The organism is Rhizobacter sp. P3_C12, assembly GCF_056402735.1.
The window spans coordinates 1-18,649 of sequence record NZ_JBFUGW010000124.1 but is presented as its reverse complement, the minus strand read 5'-3'; the positions used below and the strand labels follow the sequence as shown (position 1 = coordinate 18,649).

Annotated in this window: 14 protein-coding genes; 8 read left to right on the top strand and 6 right to left on the bottom strand. The window is 70.8% G+C overall.

Annotated features, from left to right (window positions below; all coding sequences use genetic code 11):
- Positions 1-1,077: glycerate kinase type-2 family protein (locus AC1DXV_RS19065; protein WP_477934990.1), on the top strand; the 1,077-nt coding region annotated here is incomplete at its 5' end.
- 3 nt (positions 1,078-1,080) lie between these two features.
- Here the strand turns inward: AC1DXV_RS19065 and AC1DXV_RS19060 are convergent.
- The 5 genes from AC1DXV_RS19060 to xdhA all read right to left on the bottom strand — a co-directional run bounded on the left by AC1DXV_RS19060 (position 1,081) and on the right by xdhA (position 7,978).
- The gene (locus AC1DXV_RS19060; protein ID WP_477865539.1) at positions 1,081-1,626 is read right to left on the bottom strand and encodes a ferritin-like domain-containing protein; all 546 of its coding nucleotides are present in this window, start codon (positions 1,624-1,626) and stop codon (positions 1,081-1,083) included.
- A 110-nt stretch (positions 1,627-1,736) separates the two neighbouring features.
- A complete protein-coding gene (xdhC, locus tag AC1DXV_RS19055; RefSeq protein WP_477865540.1) occupies positions 1,737-2,528 on the bottom strand; it encodes a xanthine dehydrogenase accessory protein XdhC in 792 nt (263 codons plus the stop codon).
- 79 nt (positions 2,529-2,607) lie between these two features.
- Entirely contained in the window at positions 2,608-3,861 is a 1,254-nt protein-coding gene (locus tag AC1DXV_RS19050) for a GNAT family N-acetyltransferase (protein ID WP_477934988.1), read from the bottom strand.
- Positions 3,862-4,070: 209 nt separating this feature from the next.
- Positions 4,071-6,446 carry a xanthine dehydrogenase molybdopterin binding subunit gene (xdhB, locus tag AC1DXV_RS19045; protein ID WP_477934986.1) on the bottom strand — a complete coding sequence of 792 codons (2,376 nt, stop codon included), beginning with the start codon at positions 6,444-6,446 and terminating at the stop codon, positions 4,071-4,073.
- Positions 6,443-7,978, bottom strand: coding sequence for a xanthine dehydrogenase small subunit (xdhA, locus tag AC1DXV_RS19040; protein ID WP_477870894.1), 1,536 nt, complete (start codon positions 7,976-7,978; stop codon positions 6,443-6,445). Before xdhA ends, xdhB begins: the two co-directional genes overlap by 4 nt.
- Before the next feature lie 143 nt (positions 7,979-8,121).
- Between xdhA and guaD the strand changes: the two genes are divergently transcribed.
- The 7 genes from guaD to AC1DXV_RS19005 are packed head-to-tail and all read left to right on the top strand — an operon-like array spanning position 8,122 to position 16,207.
- Positions 8,122-9,420, top strand: coding sequence for a guanine deaminase (gene guaD, locus AC1DXV_RS19035; protein WP_477870892.1), 1,299 nt, complete (start codon positions 8,122-8,124; stop codon positions 9,418-9,420).
- 10 nt (positions 9,421-9,430) lie between these two features.
- Complete coding sequence (locus AC1DXV_RS19030; protein WP_477934992.1) at positions 9,431-10,966, top strand: ABC transporter ATP-binding protein; 1,536 nt, start codon at positions 9,431-9,433, stop codon at positions 10,964-10,966.
- The gene (locus AC1DXV_RS19025; protein WP_477934984.1) at positions 10,953-12,071 is read left to right on the top strand and encodes an ABC transporter permease; all 1,119 of its coding nucleotides are present in this window, start codon (positions 10,953-10,955) and stop codon (positions 12,069-12,071) included. The genes AC1DXV_RS19030 and AC1DXV_RS19025 overlap by 14 nt, the downstream gene beginning before the upstream one ends.
- Positions 12,071-12,991, top strand: coding sequence for an ABC transporter permease (locus tag AC1DXV_RS19020; RefSeq protein WP_477870446.1), 921 nt, complete (start codon positions 12,071-12,073; stop codon positions 12,989-12,991). The genes AC1DXV_RS19025 and AC1DXV_RS19020 overlap by 1 nt, the downstream gene beginning before the upstream one ends.
- A gap of 49 nt (positions 12,992-13,040) precedes the next feature.
- Positions 13,041-14,198, top strand: coding sequence for a BMP family ABC transporter substrate-binding protein (locus AC1DXV_RS19015; protein ID WP_477870444.1), 1,158 nt, complete (start codon positions 13,041-13,043; stop codon positions 14,196-14,198).
- A gap of 3 nt (positions 14,199-14,201) precedes the next feature.
- Complete coding sequence (locus AC1DXV_RS19010) at positions 14,202-15,179, top strand: Rieske 2Fe-2S domain-containing protein (RefSeq protein WP_477934982.1); 978 nt, start codon at positions 14,202-14,204, stop codon at positions 15,177-15,179.
- Positions 15,176-16,207, top strand: a complete 1,032-nt coding sequence (locus AC1DXV_RS19005) for an adenosine deaminase (protein WP_477934980.1) — start codon at positions 15,176-15,178, stop codon at positions 16,205-16,207. Before AC1DXV_RS19010 ends, AC1DXV_RS19005 begins: the two co-directional genes overlap by 4 nt.
- 6 nt (positions 16,208-16,213) lie before the next feature.
- On the opposite strand, the gene AC1DXV_RS19000 is transcribed toward AC1DXV_RS19005, so the two are convergent.
- A partial coding sequence (locus AC1DXV_RS19000; RefSeq protein ID WP_477934978.1) for a hypothetical protein occupies positions 16,214-18,649 on the bottom strand: 2,436 nt, incomplete at its 5' end.

The following is an 18,649-nucleotide window of genomic DNA, read 5'->3' as shown; positions in this document are numbered from 1 at the left end:
CGCTACGACCACGTGCCGTCCGACTACCGCGCGAGGCCGGGCCGCATCGAGGTCGTCGAGGCCGCCCACCCGGTGCCCGATGCGGCCGGGCGCCAGGCGGCGCAGCGCATCGCCGCGCTGGCGCAAGGGCTGACCGCCGACGACCTGGTGCTGTGCCTGGTGTCCGGCGGCGGCTCGGCGCTGCTCGCGCTGCCGGCCGACGGCGTCACGCTCGAGGAGAAGCAGGCGATCAACAAGGCGCTGCTGAAGAGCGGCGCGGCGATCGACGAGATGAACTGCGTGCGCAAGCACCTGTCGGCCATCAAGGGCGGACGGCTGGCGGCGATGTGCGCACCGGCCCGGGTGATCACGCTGCTGATCTCCGACGTGCCGGGCGATTCGCCCGAGGTGATCGCGAGCGGCCCGACGGTGCCCGATGCGACGACCTGCGCCGATGCGCTGGCGATCCTCGCGCGCTACCGCATCGAGGTGTCGGCGGCCGCGCGCGCCGGGCTGGAGAGCGGTGCGTTCGAGACGCCGAAACCCGGCGATGCGCGCTTCGCCGGGCACGAGCTGCGGATGATCGCGACGCCGCAGCAGTCGCTCGAGGCGGCCGCGGCACTCGCCCGTTCCGCGGGCATCGAGGCCCACATCCTCGGCGACGAGATCGAGGGCGAATCGCGCGAGGTCGGCAAGGTGCACGCGGCGCTGGCGCGGCAGGTCGCGCGGCGCGGGCAGCCGTTCCGCACGCCCTGCGTGATCCTGTCCGGCGGCGAAACCACGGTGACGGTCGCCAGCAAGGGCGGCCGCGGCGGGCGCGCCACCGAGTTCCTGCTCGGCTGTGCGATCGCGCTGCAGGGGCAACCGGGTGTGTTCGTGCTGGCGGCGGACACCGACGGGATCGACGGCGTGGAAGACAACGCCGGCGCGATCGTCACGCCCGACACGCTGGCGCGCGCCGAGGCGCAGGGCCTCAGCGCGCGTGAACAACTGGATCGCAACGACGCCTACGACTTCTTCGCGCCGCTCGGCGACCTGGTGGTCCCCGGGCCGACCTTCACCAAMGTCAACGACTTCCGCGCGCTGCTGGTGCTCTGAGGATCACTGCTCCAGCAGGTCCTTCATCTCGTCGGCATGCTCTTCCTCGTCGTGCAGGATGCCTTCCAGCATGCGGCGCGTCGTCGGATCCTTGTCGCCGATCAGCGTGATCATCTGCCGGTAGGTTTCCACCGCGACGCGCTCGGCCACCAGGTTGGCACGGATCATCGCCTTCAGGTCAGACGACTCGTCGTAGCCGGCATGGCTGCGTTCGAGCAAGGTGTTCGGCGAGAAATCGGGCTCGCCGCCGATCTGCACGATGCGCTCGGCGATCAGGTCGGCATGCGCTGCCTCTTCGTTCGCGTGCACCATGAACTCGGCCGCGATCGCCGGCGACGACATGCCGTGCGCGGTGAAATGGTGGCGCTTGTAGCGCAGCACGCAGACCAGCTCGGTGGCCAGCGCGCCGTTCAGCAGCAGCACGATGTCGTCGCGCCACGGGCCGTAGCTCGGCGTCACGGCCCCGTCCTCGGTGCGCTTGCGTGCGGCTTCGATCGCGGTCTCGTCCAGGCGCAGGGCCTTGCCCTCGCGGGCGTTCTTGTCGTGCATGGCCATCTCCGTTCGGGGTCAGGGTTGCGGATCCCTTCACTGTAGGAAGCATCTGCACCGCCGGGCATCGGAAGGCAGCGGCCCTGCCTGTAGGACTGGGCCGCGCCGGCTCAGCCTTGCTGCAGCAGCTGCGCCACCACCGCCACCGCGATCACCTCGGGTTCCTTGCCGGCAATCCCCGGCACGCCGATCGGGCAGGTCATCCGGCCGATCGCCTCGGCCGGCACGCCGCGTTCCTCGAAGCGATGCACGAAGCGCGCGCGCTTGGTGCGGCTGCCGATCAGGCCGAGGTACGCGAAATCGCCGCGGCGCAGGATGGCCTCGGTGATGCGCAGGTCCAGGTCGTGGCTGTGCGTCAGCACCAGGTAGTGCGCGCCCGGCGGCGCCTGGGCCACCTCGGCTTCCACCGGCTCGACGCAGATGCGCTCGATGTGCGGCGGCAACGGGTGCTCGGGGAACTCGCTGTCGCGCTCGTCGATCCATTGCACGCGGCAATCGATGCCGGCCAGCAGCGCGACGATCGCGCGGCCCACATGGCCGGCGCCGTACAGCTGCACGAAGAAGCGCGGCGCGCTGTCGGGCCAGGCGGCCAGCACCGCGTCGCCGAGCCGCTGGGTGCGCAGCGTCAGCGCGCCGCCGCAGCACTGGCCGAGCGAGGGGCCGAGCGCGAACTCGGCGTCATGGGAATTGGTGTCGCCGGTGGCGAGCCGCTGCCGTGCCTGCGCGATCGCCGTCAGTTCGAGGTGGCCGCCGCCGATGGTGCCGAGCACCGCGTCGCGCGTCACCAGCATGTGCGTGCCGGCCTCGCGCGGCACCGAGCCGCGGTGCGACAGCACCTGCACGTCCATCGCGGGAACGCCGGTTTCGAGGAATGCACGCGCCGCGTCGCGCAGCGCGCTCACCACCGCAGCCTCCGTGCGAGCAGGGCTTCGACGGGCTCAGCCCGCCCCTTCGACAGGCTCAGCGCGAACGGCGTTCGGGTCAGCCCACGAGCACCGGCAGCGGCGCGTTGATGACCGTGCCCACCAACTCGTACACCGCCTCGTGCGTCAGCACGCCGGCCAGCACCAGCTTGGGCCGGCGCAGCAGCGACTTGGCCTTCGTCAGCAGCCCGCGCCAGCCGCCGTGCAGCCCGACGCGCAGCCGGTTGCGCAGCGTGTCGCGCAGGATCAGCAGCGAGGTCTCCTCGCGCACCTCGGTCGCGAACTGGCGCTTGTATTCCGACACGCCGATGCCGAAGTTCAGCGTCTGCGGCCGCTGGTGCGCGATCAGGTCCTCGATCAGCCGGTACAGCAGCACGGTACCGGGGCTGAACTTCGACAGCTCCGCGTCGTGGCCGATGTCGGCGTAATGGAACACGCCGCGCCCCTGGTAGCCCAGCACGAAGGCCAGCGCCCGCCCGCCGCTGCGCAGCACGTAGCTGCGCAACAGGCCACGCCGTGCCAGGTCGGTGAGCCGCAGCGCGATGTCGTCGCGCTCGATGCCCAGCGGGCCGATCGCCTGGTGCTGCCAGGTGCGCTTCGCGATGTGCTGGGCCTGGCGCACGAACTCGGCCACCTGCTCCTCGGCATCGACGCGGATCAGCTCCAGCCCCGGCATCTGCTCTTCCAGCACCCGCACCTGGCGGCGCAGGTTGTAGCGCTTCTTGCTGCCGAAGCGCGCCAGGTAGGCGTCGAAGGTCTCGGGCAGCGCGATCGTGTACAGCGGGCGCTTGCCGTGCTCGCTGTACAGCAGCGAACCGCCGCGCTGGCGCAGCTGCGCCTCCCAGCCGGCCCAGGCGCTGCAGCCGGCGGGAATGCCCTTCAGGAACAGCGCGTCCAGGTCGGGGCGCTCGCGCCACAGCCGCTCGACCACATCGGCCAGCGCCTGCGGCCGGCCGGCCACCAGCGGCGCGCCGCCCAGCAGGTGCGCCGCGCGCAGCTTCAGCGATGCGAAGGTCCAGCGGCCGGCCGAGAACGCGAGCGGGTACGGCTGCACGTCCATCGGCACCACGCCGACCTCGGTGCCCGCTTGCGCCGGCAGCACGCCGAGCAGCAGGTCGTCGGCCGGTCGGGTGGCGACCAGGTGGTTCCACCACTCCGGCGACTGGTAGATGCGGTAGACATGCCCGCTGTCGCTGAGCAGGCCGTCCCAGCCCTTCATCAGCTGGCTGTCGGTGGCGGCCGCCCGCGAGAACACCACCGGCGAAGCGGGGGGCGTGGCAACGGGGGCGAAAGCAGAAGAGGTGGCGCTCATGAAGACGGCTGGAGCTCGCGGAGGATCGACCGGACATCGGCGCCCGGTGCGGACGCCTGCGAATCGACGCCAAGGATATCGACGGCAGCACTTTTGCCGTCTCCCTCGCCCCGGGGGTTCGTGCGTGAATACCGCACGAATACGGCCCGTCTTGCGCTGTTTGCTCGACCACGTTGCGTTCGGTTGCGTCTGCTTGCGTCTGGTGGCTGTCAGACGGCGGCACGCACCGCGGTGATCGCGTCGAGGATCGCCTCCGGCGTCGCCGGCGCGCGCAGCGGCGGGTCGACACGGTGCCCGCCGAGCGCCGACACCGCATCGCGGATCGCGAAGAACACCGAGAACGGCAGCAGCAGCGGCGGCTCGCCGACCGCCTTGCTGCGGTGGATGCTGTCCTCGACGTTCTCGCCGTCGTACAGCCGCACGTTGAAGACGGCCGGGCAGTCGTTCGCGGTCGGGATCTTGTAGGTGCTCGGCGCGTGCGTCGCGAGCAGCCCGGTCTGCGGGTGCCACACCAGCTCCTCGCTGGTCAGCCAGCCCATGCCCTGGATGAACGCGCCCTCGACCTGGCCGAGGTCGACGGCCGGGTTCAGCGAGCGGCCGGCGTCGTGCAGCACGTCGGCGCGCAGCAGCTTCCACTCGCCTGTCAGGGTATCCACCAACACCTCGCTGACGGCCGCGCCGTACGCGAAGTAATAGAACGGCCGGCCGGTCAGCGTGGCGCTGTCCCAGTGCAGGCCGGGCGTCGCGTAGAAGCCGTCGGACCACAGCTGCACGCGTGCCAGGTAGGCCTGCATCACCAGCTCGGCGAAGCCGATGCGCCCGGCCGGGCCGATCACCTCGTCGTTCGCGAAATGCAGCTCGTCGGCGCGGCAGGCGAGGCGCTGCGCGGCGACGTCGGCGAGCCGCGCGCGGATCTGCCGCGCCGCATCCTGCGCCGCCTTGCCGTTCAGGTCGCTGCCGGTGGAGGCGGCGGTGGCCGAGGTGTTGACGACCTTGTGCGTGTCGGTCGCGCTGACGCGCACCCGCTCGAAGCCGACGCCCAGCTCGTGCGCCACCACCTGCGCCACCTTGGTGTTCAGCCCCTGGCCCATCTCGGTGCCGCCGTGGTTCACCAGGATCGAGCCATCGCTGTACACGTGCACCAGCGCGCCGGCCTGGTTCAGGTGCTTCACGTTGAACGAGATGCCGAACTTGACCGGCGTGAACGCCAGGCCGCGCTGCAGCACCGGGTTCACTCGGTTGAACGCGGCAACCGCCTCGCGGCGTGCGCGGTAGCCGCTGTCGGCCTCGAGCTGCGCGCACAACTCGTGCAGGATGTTGTCGTCGACCGACTGGCCGTACGGGGTCGTCCGATTCGCGTCGGTGCCGTAGAAGTTGACCCGCCGCACGTCCAGCGCATCCTTGCCGAGCGCACGCGCGACGCTGTCGATGATGTTCTCGATCGCGATCGCGCCCTGCGGCCCGCCGAAGCCGCGGAAAGCGGTGTTGCTCTGCGTGTTGGTCCTGCCGCAGAAGCCGTGCATCGATACATCGGGCAGCCAGTAGGCGTTGTCGAAGTGGCACAGCGCGCGCGTCATCACCGGGCCCGACAGGTCGGCCGAATGGCCGGCCCGCGACACCATCGTGACCTCGCTGCCGAGGAGGCGGCCGTCGTCGTCGTAGCCCACCTCGTACTCGTACCAGAAGCAGTGGCGCCGGCCGGTGATCAGGAAATCGTCGTCGCGGTCGACCCGCAGCTTGACCGGCCGGCGCAGCTTCTGCGCCGCCACCGCCGCGACGCAGGCAAACAGCGCCGACTGCGATTCCTTGCCGCCGAAGCCGCCGCCCATGCGCCGGCACTCGACCTGCACATGGTGCGAACTGAGTTGCAGCGCATGCGCCACCAGGTGCTGCATTTCGCTCGGGTGCTGCGTCGAGCAGTGCAGCAGCAGGCCGCGGTCTTCCTTCGGGATCGCGTAGCTGATCTGGCCCTCGAGGTAGAACTGCTCCTGGCCGCCAACGTCCAGCGTGCCTTTCAGGCGGTGCGGCGCCGCGTCGATGGCCGCCCGCGCGCCGCCCTCCCGCGTGCTGCGCACGAGGTGCATCGGCGGCAGCACGTAGGCGCCGGCCGCGTGTGCGGCCTGCGGCGTCAGGACCGGCTGCCGCGCCTCCACCTTCAGCACCGCCCTCGCCTGCGCCGCGGCACGGCGCGCCGCATCGCGTGTCGACGCGATCACCGCGAACACCGGCTGGCCGAGATAGCGCAGCTCGCCGTCGGCGAGGATCGGGTCGTCGTGCAGGATCGGCCCGCAGTCGTTCGGGCCGGGGATGTCGGCCGCGGTCAGCACCGCGACGACGCCCGGCTGCGCGCGCAGCACCGCGAGGTCGATCGCCAGCAGCCGGCCATGCGCGATCGGCGACAGCCCGAGCGCCGCGTGCAGCGTACCGGCGAGCTCCGGCAGGTCGTCGATGTAGGCGGCCTCGCCGGCGACGTGCAGGTGCGCCGATTCGTGCGGCCGGCTGATGCCGACGCGCGCACCTTCGCGCAAGGCGACGGCCTCGGCGTCGGGCCCGGGTTGCAGGAACGGATCGAGCAGCTTGTTCATGCGACCACACTCCAGGCCCGCGTGGCCTCGACCGGCAGCGGATCCACCGCCCGCGTCTCCAGCCAGAAACGCCGCAACAGGTTCTGCGCGACCTGCAGCCGGTAGGCGGCGCTCGCGCGCATGTCGCTGAGCGGCGTGAAATCGCGCACCAACGCGGCCTGCGCGGCCTTCAGGGCGGCTTCGTCCCAGGCGCGGCCCTGCAGCGCCGCCTCGGCCTGCGCGGCGCGCTTGACGATGCCCGCCATGCCGCCGAACGCCAACCGCACCTGCGCGACCGCGCCGTCGGCCGCGAGCCCGATCGACAGCCCGGCGCACACCGCCGAGATGTCGCAGTCGAAGCGCTTGCTGATCTTGTAGGCGCGCACCTGCTGCTGCATTGCCGCGAGCGGCACCACGATCTCCTGCACGAACTCGCCCGGCTGCAGCTGGTTCTTCATGTAGTCGAGGTAGAAGGCCGCGAGCGGCACGCGCCGCGCCTTGCTGCCGCGGCGCAGCACCAGCTCGGCATCGAGCGCGAGCAGCACCGGCGCCGAGTCGCCGATCGGCGAGCCGTTGGCCACGTTGCCGCCCATCGTGCCGGCATGCCGGATCGGCGGCGACGCGAAGCGCAGCCACACCTCGGTCAGCGCGGGAACGTGCCGCGCGAGCGCCGACCAGGCGTCTTCGAGCGAGGCACCGGCCCCGATGTGCAGGTGGCCGTCGCGCTCGTCGATGCGCTTCAGCTCGGCCACGTCGCCCAGGTAGAGGATCTCGCCGAGGTCGCGGAACTGCTTGTTGACCCACAGCCCGATGTCGGTCGAGCCGGCCAGCAGCGTCGCCTTCGGATGCTGCTCGCGCAGCGCCGCGAGCGCCTCCAGCGTGCGCGGCGCGAAGTAGTCGTCGACGCGCGGGCCGCCCTCGCGCTGGCGGTTGAAGCCGGCATAGTGCAGGCCATCGCCCGCGGTCGACAGCGTCTGCAGCGCAGCCACCACCGGCGCGGTGTCGAGCGCGACCGGCGGCAGCTGGAACATGCGCTCGCCGGCATCCAGGATCGGCCGGTAGCCGGTGCAGCGGCACAGGTTGCCCGACAGCTCGTCGGCCAGCTGCTGCCGGGTCGGCACCTGCCCGCAGACGCGGTGGCCCTCGTAGCCGGCCCACAGCGACATCACGAATCCCGGCGTGCAGAACCCGCACTGCGAGCCGTGGCACTCGACCATCGCCTGCTGCACCGGGTGCAGCGCGCCGCCGGCCTGGTCCTTCAGATCCTCGACGGTGAACAGCGCCTTGCCGGCCAGCGTCGGCAGGAACTGGATGCAGGCGTTGACGGTGCGCAGCGCGAGGCCACCGACCCGCTGCGCGGGCGCTGTCTGCTCATCCAGCAACTCCCCCACCACCACCGTGCAGGCACCGCAATCGCCCTCGTTGCAACCCTCCTTGGTGCCGGTGCAGTGCGCGTCCTCGCGCAGCCAGTCGAGCACCGAGCGCGTCGGATGAACGCCGCCCACCTCGACGATCGCGCCGCGGTGGAAGAAGCGGATGGGCTGGGTGCTCATGGAAATCCGGGGTTGGTCAACAAGCATAGGACAGACTCCGCAAGGGTAAACCTCCGTCGCCGCCGGGATACGATGGCGCCCCGACGCCCTGGCTTTGCAATTCACGGGCCCGGCCCCTGGCCTGCCCCCACCCGACTTCCCGCATGACACCCCGCCGCATCGCGCTGCGCGCCGACCTGCTCGACTTCACCGCCGCACCCGACTGGGGCGACACCGAGTCGCCGGCCGTGCGCTTTCGCCCCGACCACTGGCTGCTGGTCGAGGACGGCCGCATCGCCGGCGCGCAGCCCGGCACGCCCGACGCCAGCTGGCAGCTGCACGACCACCGCGGCCGGCTGCTGATGCCCGGCTTCATCGACACCCATGTGCACAGCCCCCAGCTCGACGTGATCGCGAGCTACGGCACCGCGCTGCTCGACTGGCTCGACACCTACACCTTCCCGGCCGAGCGCCGCTACGCCGACGCGGGCGAGGCCGAGCGCGGCGCGGCACGCTTCCTCGACGCGCTGCTGGCGCACGGCACGACCAGCGCCGTCGTCTTCCCGACCGTCCACAAGGTCAGCGCCGACCGGCTGCTGGCCGGCGCCCAGGCGCGCGGCATGCGGCTGATCGCCGGCAAGGTGCTGATGGACCGGCACGCGCCCGACGGGCTGCGCGACGACGTCGACCAGGCCGAGCGCGATTGCGTCGAGCTGATCGAGCGCTGGCACGGCACCGGCCGGCTCGCCTATGCGGTGACGGTGCGCTTCGCGCCGACCAGCACGCCGGCCCAGCTCGCGATGGCCGGCCGGCTGTGCGCCACATACCCCGGCATCTACATGCAGACCCACGTGGCCGAGAACCGCGACGAGGTGCTGTGGGTGGCCGAGCTGTTCCCCGAGGCCCGCAGCTACCTCGACGTGTACGCCCGCGCCGGGCTGCTGAACGAGCGCAGCGTGCTGGCGCACGGCATCTGGCTGGACGATGCCGACCGGGCGGCGATCCACGCGAGCGGTGCGCAGATCGCCCACAGCCCGTCGTCGAACCTGTTCCTCGGCAGCGGGCTGTTCGGCTGGCGCGCCGCCGAGGCGGCCGGCTGCGCGGTCAGCCTGGCGACCGACGTGGGCGGCGGCACCAGCCTGTCGATGCTGCGCGCCGCGAGCGACGCCTACCGCGTGCAGGCGATGGCCGGCGAGCGGCTGACGGCGTGGAAGGCCTTGCACGCCGGCACGCGCGGCGCGGCCAAGGCGCTCGGGCTGGCCGACGAGATCGGCTCGCTCGAGGCCGGGCGGGTCGCCGACCTGTGCGTCTGGGACTGGGCGGTGGGTCCGGTCGCCGAGCGTCGGATGGAGGTGGCGCGGGGCTTGCATGAGCGGGTGTTTGCGTGGATGACGCTGGCGGACGAGCGGAATCTGGTGTCGGCGTGGGTGAACGGAGTGCAACGGCATGGGCGACGGGATTGAGGGGACGGCGATGCTGCGCCTGGAACTGACGGACCTCAGCAAGAGCTACCCCGCGGTCAAGGCCAACGACCGCGTGAACCTGCGCGTCAAGCCCGGCGAGATCCACGCCGTGCTCGGCGAGAACGGCGCCGGCAAGTCGACGATGATGAAGATGATCTACGGCGCCGTGCGGCCCGATGCCGGCGTGATCCGCTGGAACGGCCAGTCGGTCGAGATCCGCAACCCGCACGAGGCGCGCGCGCTGGGCATCAGCATGGTGTTCCAGCACTTCAGCCTGTTCGACACCCTCACCGCCGCCGAGAACGTCTGGCTCGGCCTGGACAAGTCGCTGACGCTGGCCGCCGTGACGCAGCGCATCACCGAGGTCGCCCGCGTCTACGGGCTCGGCGTCGACCCGCTGCGCCCGGTGCACACGCTGTCGGTCGGCGAACGCCAGCGCGTCGAGATCGTGCGCGCGCTGATGACGAACCCGAAGCTGCTGATCCTCGACGAACCCACATCGGTGCTGACGCCGCAGGCCGTCGAGACGCTCTTCATCACGCTGCGCCAGCTCGCCGCCGAGGGCTGCAGCATCCTCTACATCAGCCACAAGCTCGACGAGATCCGCGCGCTGTGCCACCACTGCACCGTGCTGCGCGGCGGCCGCGTCACCGGCGAGGTCGACCCGACGCAGGAGACCAACGCCAGCCTGTCGCGGTTGATGATCGGTGCCGAGCCGCCGCAGCTGCAGCACGTGCAGGCGCGGCTCGGCGACGTGGCGCTGTCGGTGCGCGAGCTCGCGGTGCCCAAGCGCGACCAGTTCGGCATGGACCTGCAGGGCATCAGCTTCGACGTGCGCTGCGGCGAGATCGTCGGCATCGCCGGCGTCTCCGGCAACGGCCAGCAGGAGCTGATGGCCGCGCTCTCCGGCGAGGACCCGCGCGCCGCGCCCGACAGCATCGTGCTGTTCGAGCGGCCGGTGGGCCGCCAGTCGCCGCGCCGCCGCCGGGCGCAGGGGCTGAACTTCGTGCCCGAGGAACGGCTCGGCCGCGGCGCGGTGCCAGGCTTGTCGCTCGCGCAGAACACGCTGCTCACCCGCACCGCCGCGGTGACGGCGCAGGGCTGGATCCGCACCGGCGAGGTCGCCGCGCTCGCGAACCGGCTGATCCAGCGCTTCAACGTGAAGGCCGGCGGGCCGGACGCGCCGGCCAAGAGCCTCTCGGGCGGCAACCTGCAGAAGTTCATCGTCGGGCGCGAGATCGATGCCGCGCCGCGCCTCCTGATCGTCTCGCAGCCGACCTGGGGCGTCGATGTCGGCGCGGCCGCGCAGATCCGCGGCGAGCTGCTGAAGCTGCGCGACGCGGGTTGCGCGGTGCTGGTCGTCAGCGAGGAGCTCGACGAGCTGTTCGAGGTCTGCGACCGGCTGGTGGTGATCGCGCAGGGCCGCGTGTCGCCATCGATCGCGACCACGCAGGCCACGGTGGAGCAGATCGGCGAATGGATGAGCGGGCTGTGGGCGCCGCGCGGGGCAGCCTTCCACCCGGAGGCGAAGCATGCTGAAGCTTGAGCCGCGCCCGGCGCCGAGCCGGCTGATGTCGATCGCCTCGCCGCTGCTGGCGCTGGCGATCACGGTGGTGATCGGCGTCGTGCTGTTCCTGCTGCTCGGCAAGGATCCGCTGCGCGGGCTGCAGGTGTTCTTCGTCGAGCCGCTGAAGAGCGCGTACGCGCTGTCGGAGCTGGCGGTGAAGGCGACGCCGCTGCTGCTGATCGCGCTCGGCCTCGCGGTGTGCTTCCGCTCCAACGTCTGGAACATCGGCGCCGAGGGGCAGTTCGTGCTGGGGGCGGTGGCGGCCGGCGGGGTCGCGATGCTGGCCGAGCCGGGCACGGGGCGCTGGATCGTGGTGCCGATCCTCGTCGCCGGCGTGCTCGGCGGCATGGCCTGGGCCGCGCTCGTGGCGCTGCTGCGCGACCGCTTCAACGCCAACGAGATCCTGGTCAGCCTGATGCTGGTCTACGTCGCCGAGCAGGTGCTGGGCTGGCTGGTCTACGGCCCGTGGAAGGACCCGAACGGCTACAACTTCCCGCAGACCCTGACCTTCCTCGACGCCACCAAGGTGCCGCGGCTGTTCAGCGGGCTGCGCGTCAACATCGGCCTGCTGGTCGCGCTGCTCGCGGTGGGCGCGTTCTGGGCCTTCCTGTTCCGCACCTATGCCGGCTTCCAGCTGCAGGTCGGCGGGCAGGCCCCGGCGGCGGCGCGCTACGCCGGCTTCTCGTCGCGGCGCGCGCTGTGGACGGCGCTGCTGCTGTCGGGCGGCATGGCGGGCCTGGCCGGCGGGCTGGAGGCGGCCGGCCCGCTCGGCCAGCTGACCCTGCACGTGCCGGTGGGCTACGGCTTCGCGGCCATCATCGTCGCCTTCGTCGGCCGGCTGCACCCGGTGGGCATCGTGTTCTCGGCGATCCTGATGAGCATGTTCTACATCGGTGGCGAGCTGGCGCAATCGCGCCTGGGCCTGCCGAAATCGCTGACCGGCGTGTTCCAGGGCCTGCTGCTGTTCTCGCTGCTCGCCTGCGACACGCTGATCCACTACCGCATCCGCTGGAAGCCGGCGCACGTCGATGCTGCGTCCGCGCCGGCGGCAGCGTCGTCCTCCACCGTCGAGGGACAAGCCTGATGGACGCCATCGCCCTGCTGATCGCCGCCACGCTGAGTTCGGGCACCGTGCTCGCCTTCGCCGCGCTCGGGCTGCTGGTCAACGAACGCGCCGGCATCGTCAACCTGGGCGCCGAGGGGATGATGCTGGTCGCCGCGCTGGCCGGCTTCGCGACCGCGGTGCACACCGGCAACGACTGGCTCGCCTTCGCGGCCGGTGCCGGCGCCGGCGCGCTGCTGGCCGCGGTCTTCGGCGCGCTGGTGATCTGGCTCAACACCAACCAGTACGCGACCGGGCTCGCGCTGAGCCTGTTCGGCAGCGGCCTGTCGGCCTTCCTCGGCACCGGCTTCGTGCAGGAGAAGCTGTCCGAGCGCGCGCACTTCCAGCTGCCGCTGCTGGCCGACATCCCGTTCGTCGGCCCGGCGCTGTTCCGCCAGCACCCGATGGTGTACGCCGCGATGGCGTTGACGGCGGCGCTCGCCTGGTTCCTGTACCGCTCGCGCGCCGGACTGGTGCTGCGCGCGGTCGGCGAATCCCCCGAATCGGCGCACGCGCTGGGCTACCCGGTGCGCCGCATCCGCCTGGCGGCGGTGATGGCCGGCGGTGCGCTGTGCGGACTGGCGGGCGCCTACCTCTCGGTCGTCTACACGCCGCTGTGGGTCGAGGGCATGGTCGCCGGCAAGGGCTGGATCGCGCTGGCGCTCACGACCTTCGCGACCTGGCGACCGGCACGCGTCTTGCTCGGCGCCTACCTGTTCGGCGGCGTGACGATGCTGCAGTTCTACCTGCAAGGCGAGGGGGTGCAGGTCTCGGCGCAGCTGCTGACGATGCTGCCCTACCTGTCGACCATCGTCGTGCTGGTGCTGATCTCGCGCAATGCCGGCTGGATCCGCGTGAACATGCCCGCGTCGCTCGGCAAGCCGTTCTTCCCCGGTAGTTAGCCCCGACATCTAGCTGATAAATTCTCGCGTTCCTCACCCTGGAGTTCCCATGACCTCAATCTCGAAACGTGCCCTGCTGAAGCTCGCAGGGTGGAGCACGCTGGCGGCGGGCACCGCGCTGGTGGGCTGCGGCAAGAAGGAAGAAGCGCCTGCGCCGGCCCCGGTGGCCGCCGCCTCGGCCGCCGCGCCGAAGCCGGAACCGCTGAAGATCGCGTTCGCCTACGTCGGCCCGGTCGGCGACGGCGGCTGGACCTTCGCGCACGACAACGCGCGCAAGGCACTCGAGAAGCAATTCGGCGACAGGATCCAGACCAGCTTCGTCGAGAAGGTGCCCGAGGCGGCCGATGCCGAGCGGGTGTTCCGCGACATGGCCAGCCAGGGCAACAAGCTGATCTTCGGCACCACCTTCGGCTACATGGAGCCGATGCTGAAGGTCGCGGCCGACCTGAAGGACGTGAAGTTCGAGCACGCCACCGGCTTCAAGCAGGCCGAGAACATGCGCACCTACGACAGCCGCACCTATGAAGGCGCGTACATGGCCGGCGTGATCGCCGGCGGCATGACGAAGACCAACACGCTGGGCGTGGTCGGCTCGATCCCGATCCCCGAGGTGATCCGCAACATCAACAGCTTCACGCTGGGTGCGCAGTCGGTGAACCCGAAGATCAAGACCAAGGTGGTCTGGGTCAACGACTGGTTCAACCCGCCGAAGGAAACCGACGCCGCGCAATCGCTGATCAACGGCGGCGCCGACGTGCTGATGCAGAACACCGACTCGAGCGCGGTGCTGCAGACGGCCGAGAAGGCCGGCAAGTACGCGTTCGGCTGGGACAGCGACATGACCGCCTACGGCCCGAAGGCCCACCTGGCCTCGAGCATCATCAACTGGTCGCCGTACTACATCAAGGCGACGCAGGATGCGCTGGACGGCAAGTGGGCCGGCAACAGCGCCTCGTGGTGGGGCGTCAAGGAAGGCGCGATCGACCTGGTGTCGATCTCCGACAAGGTGCCGGCCGAGCTGAAGGAGAAGGTCGAGAAGGTGAAGGCCGGCCTGAAGGACGGCAGCTTCGCGATCTGGAAGGGCCCGATCGTCGGCAACGACGGCAAGGAAGTGCTGAAGAAGGACGAGGTCGCCGATGACAAGTTCATGGGCGGCATCAAGTTCTTCGTGAAGGGCGTGGAAGGAAAAGTGCCGGGAGGCAAGTAAGCCTTGATCGAAACGACGCTGTGGCACCCGGTGGCCGGCAGCGAGGCGCTCGGCACCTCCCCGGTGCCGGTGCGCCTGCTGTCGCAGGACCTGGTGCTGTGGCGTGACGAGGCCGGCCGCGCCCGCGCGTTCACCGACCGCTGCCCGCACCGCGGCACGCGGCTCTCGCTCGGCCGGGTCGTGCAGCACGAGGGCCGCGCGGCGCTCGAATGCCCGTACCACGGCTGGCGCTTCGGGGGCGACGGCGCCTGCGTGCTGATCGCATCGCAGCCGTCGTTCGCGCCGCCGCCTTCTCATGCCGCCTGCACGCATGAAGCTCAGGAGGCGCATGGCCTCGTCTGGGTGCGGCTGCAGCCGGGCGACACGGCCCTGCCCGCCTTCGAGGCCGAGGCCGACCCGCAGCTGCGCAAGCTGCTGTGCGGCCCGTACGACGTGGCGACCAGCGCCGGCCGCATCGTCGAGAACTTCCTCGACCTGTCGCACTTCGGCTTCGTGCACGACGGCTGGCTCGGCGAGCGCGCACAGCCGCAGACGCTCGCCTACACCGTGCAGCCCACGCCGGCCGGCTTCGTCGCCAGCGGCTGCAGGGCCTGGCAGCCGCAGAGCAACCGGCTGTCGACCGAAGGCAGCTGGGTCGACTACCGCTACGAGCTGACCGCGCCGTTCAGCGCGGTGCTGACCAAGCTGCCGCAAGCGCAGGGCGAGTATCGTGACGTGATCGGCCTGTTCGTGTGCCCGCTCGACGAGGAGCACAGCCGCGTCTGGTTCCGGCTCGCGGTCACCGACCACGATTCCAGCGACAACGCGCTGCGCGCGTTCCAGCACACCATCTTCACGCAGGACCAGCCCGTCCTCGAGTCGCAGCAGCCCAAGCGGCTGCCGCTCGCGGGCGGCGAAGTCCACTGCGCGGCCGACCGGAGTTCGGCCGCCTACCGCCGCTTCCTCAGCGAACGCGGCATCCGTTTTGGAGCCATCGCATGAACCTCGACGCCATCCCCCGCGACCGCCTGCCCGCGCTGCTGTGCGCCATGCCGAAGGCCGAGCTGCACATCCACATCGAGGGCTCGCTGGAGCCGGAGCTGATCTTCGCGCTGGCGCAGCGCAACGGCGTGGCGATCCCGTATGCCAGCGTCGAGGCGCTGCGCGAGGCCTATGCGTTCACCGACCTGCAGAGCTTCCTCGACATCTACTACGCCGGCGCCAGCGTGCTGCTGAAGGAGGACGACTTCTTCGACATGGCGATGGCCTACTTCCGCCGCGCGGCCGCCGACAACGTCGTGCATGCGGAGCTGTTCTTCGATCCGCAGACCCACACCGAGCGCGGCGTCAGCTTCGAGACCGTGATCAACGGGCTGACGCGCGCGGGCGAGGTGGCGAAGCGCGAGCTGGGCGTCAGCAGCGCGCTGATCCTGTGCTTCCTGCGGCACCTGAGCGAAGAGGCTGCATTCGAGACGCTGGAACAGGCGCTGCCGTTTCGCGAGCGCTTCATCGGCGTCGGCCTCGACAGCAGCGAGCGCGGCCACCCGCCGGAGAAGTTCGCGCGCGTGTTCGCGAAGTGCCGCGAGCTGGGGCTGCGGCTGGTCGCGCATGCCGGCGAGGAAGGCCCGCCCGCCTACATCTGGAGCGCGCTCGACGTGCTGAAGGTCGAGCGCATCGACCACGGCGTGCGCTGTGTCGAAGACCCGGTGCTGGTGAAGCGGCTCGCCGCCGAGCGCATGCCGCTGACGGTGTGCCCGCTGTCGAACGTGAAGCTGTGCGTGTACCCCGACATGGCGGCGCATCAGCTGGGCGCGTTGCTCGATGCGGGCCTGTGCGCGACGGTCAACTCGGACGACCCGGCCTACTTCGGCGGCTACATGAACGCGAACTTCCTCGCGACCTTCGAGGCGCTGCCGGCGCTCGGGGCGCGGCAGGCGCATCAGCTGGCGAAGAACAGTTTCGAGGCGAGCTTCGTGGATGAGGCCGCGAAGGCGGCCTGGACACGGCGCCTCGACCAGGTCTTCTCGTAGCCCGGATCATTCGCGCCACATCCGCCCGGCCCAATCCGAGAAGGTCTTCAAGCGCTGCGCCTCGGCCCCATGGTTGCGCGCCGACATCACGCTCCAGGTGATGTACTGTTCCCCCGTCCAGTCCACCCAGCCGCCGACCAGGTGCGGCTGCCCCTTCGCGTTCAACGGCAGCGGCGTGCGCTTCGGGTCCAGGCAGAAGCGGAAGCCCGACTTGACCTCCGGCTCGCTGCCGAACAGCGCGTTCGGATCACAGCGCCGCCACTGCTCGTAGCTGGTGTTCGCATACAGCGCGTTGTAGAGCGAGATCGAGCTGTTGACGAACATCAGGTGCAGCCCCGGCGTCACCGCGTCGAGCTGGCGGAAACGCGACTTCTCCCAGTCGTCCGGCCCGCGATCGACCACCTCGCCGACACCCAGCTTGTGGATCGCGAGCGAGGCCCGGCTCTGGTGCCCCTTGTTGCGGAACAGGTCGGTCGGCGCGGCCGGGTCCGGCTGGTTGAACGGCAGGTCGGTGTTGGCCAGCTGCGCGAGCTTGGTGCGCACCTGGAAGTAGCGCGCCAGGTGCGAGGCCGACACCGCCGCCGGCGCCTTGGCCGTCATCAGGTCGTCGACCACCGCGGTCGTGAAACCCATGTGGTACGGCCAGTCCATCGGCCCTTCCGACGCGCCCGGCCAGCCCGGGTTCACCGTCATCTGCAGCTGGTACCACTGGTTCGTCCGGTAGAACGACACCAGCCGCGGCTCCCACGAGAAGTAGTTCTCGCGGCCGTTCACCGGCGCGAACAGCATGTGCGGCGCCGTGTAGAACACGCTCGGCCAGCTGAACGGCCAGCCGCGCGGCTCGCCGATGCCCGCCCACTGCCCGCTCGCATTGCGCGAGCCGTGCAGCCAGTCCTGCCGCCCTTCGAGACCGTAGGTGTGGGCCAGCTCCCACTGCTTGACGCTCATCCAGTGGATCACGCCGAAGAGCGCGCGCTCGATGAAGGCCTCCTTCGTGAAGGCGGCCGGCAGGTTGGCCGCGCTCGCCGTCTGTGCCGACAGGCGGGCTTGCAGCTTCTTGCCGCCCAGTTCACCGCCATAGGGCTTGGACGGGTCGCCCGAGACGCGCGAGCCGCGGCCGCCACCGGCGAACGCGATGGTCTTGCCGCCGACATCGTTGAGCCAGGCCTGCGCGCGCTCGCGCAGCTCGGGCGTCAGGTGGCTCCAGTCGCCGTAGACGCCGTTCGGGTTCCGGTTGGCGTTCAGGAAGTCGGAGACGCGCTTGACCACCTTGATCGGGTTCGAGCCGTCGTCGCCCTGGGTCTCGAACAGGCCTTGCGCCTGCCCCGCTTCCGGCGTCCAGATGTCGAGCGGGCTCTCGATCGGCAGCCACGCGCTCCAGTCGGGCAGCTGCAGCGGGATCGGCATCTCGCGCGTGTTCAGCACCTTGCCGCGGCTCGGGTCCATCGCGGCGTCGAGCTCGGCCTGCGTCAGTGCGGCCGTGCTGTTGGCGGCCTTGCCGGTGAACACGTTGACGAAGGACTTCGCGTCCGGCAGCACCGCGTCGATACCGGCACCGGCTGCCCATTCGACGGTCGGCTTCGCATCCAGGCCCGGGCCCGGCTGGTACGGCGGGTTCCACGGCGTGGCCTGCGCGACATGCGGCACCTTGGTGTACAGCGCCGCGCGCAGGTAGGCGGCGATCTGCCGGCCCTGCGTCTCGCTCAGCCCGTGGAAACGCGAGCGCTGCACGACCGAGTTGTTCGAGAAGTTGAAGTACTGCAGGTCGCGGCCGTCGCTCGCGTGGCACGACGAACACGCGGCGCGCAGCATGGTGCCGACGATCGGCGACTTCTTCAGCAGGTTCTGCGCGTTCCACAGCGTGCGGCCCGCGTCGGCATCGGCCGTCCAGGTGCGGCCGGCCTCCTTCTCGGCCTGGATGTCGGCCCACTGGCGCGGCTGGTTGGCGCCGAGGTGGCGGCCGGCGGCATCCTGGATCTGCAGGTCCAGGATGCGGAAGCCGTTGGAGTTGCCGTCGGTGCCGTTGAAGCGGAATTCGATGCGGTTGGTGGCTGGCAGCGCGACCAGGCGCGCACGCGCGGTCGCGTCCAGCGCAACGCGGAAGCGGATGGTCAGCAGCCCGCCGTTGACGCCGCCGTGCGAGCGCTCGACCTCGTCGACCTGCACCGCGCTGTCACTGATGTCGATCCACGGCGCGGTGCTGCCATTCGGCCCGCCGACGATGCGCAGGCTGCCGGCGACCTTGGTGAGCGGCTTGGACAGTGCCTCGAACTCCGGCGAGTTGTAGAAGCCGCAGCGGTGGCAGCGCACCACCAGCTGGCTCGCGCTGCCGAGGGCCGACGCGTCGAGTGCAAGCTGGGCCGGCACGACGGTCGGTGCGTCGGGCGCGCCGGCGCCGAGGACTTCGAGCGGCAGCGTCAGCGTGGGAGCGGGCGACGGGGC